We start from the raw sequence: 2,797 nt of genomic DNA, 5'->3' as shown, positions 1-2,797 counted from the left end.
CGCCGATGGGCGGCCCGCCGCCGATGGCCGGTCCGCCGGTGGGCGGCCGCCGATGGTGGGCCCGCCGATGGCCGGTCCGCCCGGCAGCCGAGCCTCTACCGGGTCGACCAGATCCGGCGCAGCTTCCAGGTGCGTCGCTTCGGCAGCGGGTACGACCCGGACCAGGTGGACCGGTTCTTCGAGACGCTGCTCGGCGGCATGCAGGGCCGCAACCCGATGCCGGTGAACCCGAAGGACCTGGACACCCTGCGCTTCGGGCTGGTGCCGGGCGGCTACTTCGAGGCCGAGGTCGACGCCGCGCTCAAGGACGTGCAGGACATCCTCTTCGGCCGCTGACCGCGCGACGAGGACCGCCGCGAGGAGACAGCAGCGACGGGACCGGAGCGACGGGGACCGACGTGACGAAAGGGCCCACCCCCGACGGGGGTGGGCCCTTCACGCGTTCGCGGTCCGGCGCGGCGGTCGGGTCAGGAGCGCAGGCCGTTGCGGCGCAGCACGGCGTCGCCGATGACGATCGCCAGCAGCAGCGCGGCCAGGCCGACCAGCCAGATGTCCTCGACCCTGCCCTCGTGGTTGCCGCACAGCATCGCCAGCAGCACCAACGCGGAGAGCACCGCGCCGATGCGTCCGGACCTGCGGTGCCCGGGCTTGTGCTGGTCTGGCGCGGTTACCGGCTCGCTTCCTGCCACTGTCGGTCCTTCCCTCGCGATCGGATCTCCGGTTAGTCTGGCACGCCCCGCGGCGGGCCCGGCGCAGGGTCCGGCCTGATGGGGGTACGCGGGCGGGGGAGCGCCGGGTGAGGCCCGGGCCGATGGACCCCAGCACGGGGGCGCAACGCCTCTGGCGGCGTCGCGGGTCGGCGACCACACTGCCTCCGGTAGCGTTCGGACGTACACCTTGATTGTCGTTTTGAGGGGGACTGCGGTGCGAGTGACCGGTACGGGACATGCCAGCATGCGGATCGACACGGCCGCGGGCAGCATCCTGTGCGACCCGTGGGTCAATCCCGCCTACTTCGCCTCGTGGTTCCCCTTCCCGGACAACTCCCAGCTCGACTGGGCGGCCCTCGGCGACGTCGACTACCTGTACGTCTCGCACCTGCACCGGGACCACTTCGACGCCGCCCACCTCAAGCGGTACGTCTCCAAGGACGCCACCGTGCTCCTCCCCGAGTTCCCCACCTCGGAGATGGAGGACGAGCTGCGGGCGCTCGGCTTCACGAAGTTCCTCAAGGCCCCGAACGAGCAGGTCGTGGAGCTCGACGGCGGCCTGAAGGTCATGATCCAGGCGCTGACCAGCCCGACCGACGGCCCGATCGGCGACTCCTCGCTCTGGGTGGAGTACGACGGGGTCCGGCTGCTGAACCAGAACGACGCCCGCCCGACCGACCTGAGCGTCTTCGCCGAGCTGGGCCACGTGCACGCGCACCTGCTCCAGTTCTCCGGCGCGATCTGGTACCCGATGGTCTACGAGCTGCCGCAGGCGGCCAAGACCGCGTTCGGCAAGCAGAAGCGCGACCGGCAGTTCGACCGCACCTGGCGCTACATCGACGACCTGAAGGCCGACCACGTCTTCCCGATCGCCGGCCCGCCGTGCTTCCTCGACGACGCGTTGTGGCAGTTCAACGACATCCACGGCGACGAGGGCAACATCTTCCCCGACCAGTCGGTCTTCCTCGAGGAGTACGCCAAGGTCGGCGGCACCAACGGCATCGTGCTGCTGCCGGGCAGCGTCGCCGAGGTGACCACGGAAGGCGCGAGCACCACCCACCCGGTGCCGGTGGAGGAGTTCTTCGCGAACAAGACCGCGCACCTGGAGGAGATGCGGGAGCGCAAGCGCCCGATCATCGAGGCGGAGAAGGCGTCCTGGCGGCACCCCGAGGTGGACGTGCTCGGCGAGATGAAGCGCCGCATCGAGCCGCTGCTGGACGAGTCGATCTACCTGGCCAAGGGCGTCGGTGGCCCGGTCCGCTTCGACCTGGTCGGCCACGACGGTGAGAGCGTCGAGTCGATCGTGGTGGACTTCCCGGGCAAGGAGGTCCGCCCGTACGCGGACGAGAAGGTCCGCTACCGGTTCCGTACCGAGCGGTCGCTGATCGAGCACCTGCTGCACATCGGGGAGGTGGACTGGGTCAACTCCCTCTTCCTCTCCTGCCGCTTCTCGGCGGCCCGGATCGGCCAGTACAACGAGTTCGTCTACGCCTTCTTCAAGTGCCTCTCCGAGGAGCGCCTCCAGTACGCCGAGGGCTGGTACGACGAGCACGAGCGGGCCGTCGACGCCGAGGACATCACGCTCGACGGCTGGGTGGTGCAGCGCCGCTGCCCGCACCTGAAGGCGGACCTGAGCCGGTTCGGCATCGTCGAGGGCGACCAGCTCACCTGCCAGCTGCACGGCTGGAAGTTCGACATGCCCAGCGGCCGCTGCCTGACCAGCGTCGGCCACAAGATCCGTGCCCACCGCGCCGACGAGCAGACCCCCGCTCCCGCCGGCGAGGCGCTCAGCTGACGATCCGGCCGGGGCGCGCCCGACGACGGGCCCCGGCGTCCCCGATCCGCGTCCCCACCGCACCTCTGTGCGCCACCATGCAGTGGGGGGGTGGCGAAAGCCGCAGGCCGGCACCGACCGGACACCAGCGAGAGCGGGGCGGGGCGTGACGGGGGCAGACGCCGAGGAGCGGGAGTACCGGTACCAGCGGGACCGGGAGATGAGCCGGGACGCCTCCCGGGTGGAGACGTTCAGCGACGGGGTCTTCGCGGTCGTGCTGACGGTGATGGCCGTCGAGCTGCTCCAGTACGGC

At 70.8% G+C, this 2,797-nt stretch carries 2 protein-coding genes and 1 pseudogene; 2 read left to right on the top strand and 1 reads right to left on the bottom strand.

Annotated elements, in window-relative coordinates:
- Positions 1-336, top strand: a pseudogene (locus JNW89_RS33495) (cell division protein DivIVA); the annotation flags it as partial.
- A gap of 131 nt (positions 337-467) precedes the next feature.
- On the opposite strand, the gene JNW89_RS33490 reads toward JNW89_RS33495, so the two are convergent.
- Positions 468-689, bottom strand: coding sequence for a DUF2631 domain-containing protein (locus tag JNW89_RS33490; RefSeq protein ID WP_238452089.1), 222 nt, complete (start codon positions 687-689; stop codon positions 468-470).
- Positions 690-924: 235 nt separating this feature from the next.
- Here JNW89_RS33490 and JNW89_RS33485 point away from each other — a divergent pair, with 235 nt between their 5' ends.
- Positions 925-2,505 carry a Rieske 2Fe-2S domain-containing protein gene (locus JNW89_RS33485; RefSeq protein ID WP_238452088.1) on the top strand — a complete coding sequence of 527 codons (1,581 nt, stop codon included), beginning with the start codon at positions 925-927 and terminating at the stop codon, positions 2,503-2,505.
- Positions 2,506-2,797: the final 292 nt, after the last annotated feature.

This window comes from Micromonospora sp. 4G55, from assembly GCF_016803375.1.
Note: the sequence above shows the minus strand (reverse complement) of the source record. Positions and strands in the feature narration are given on the sequence as shown.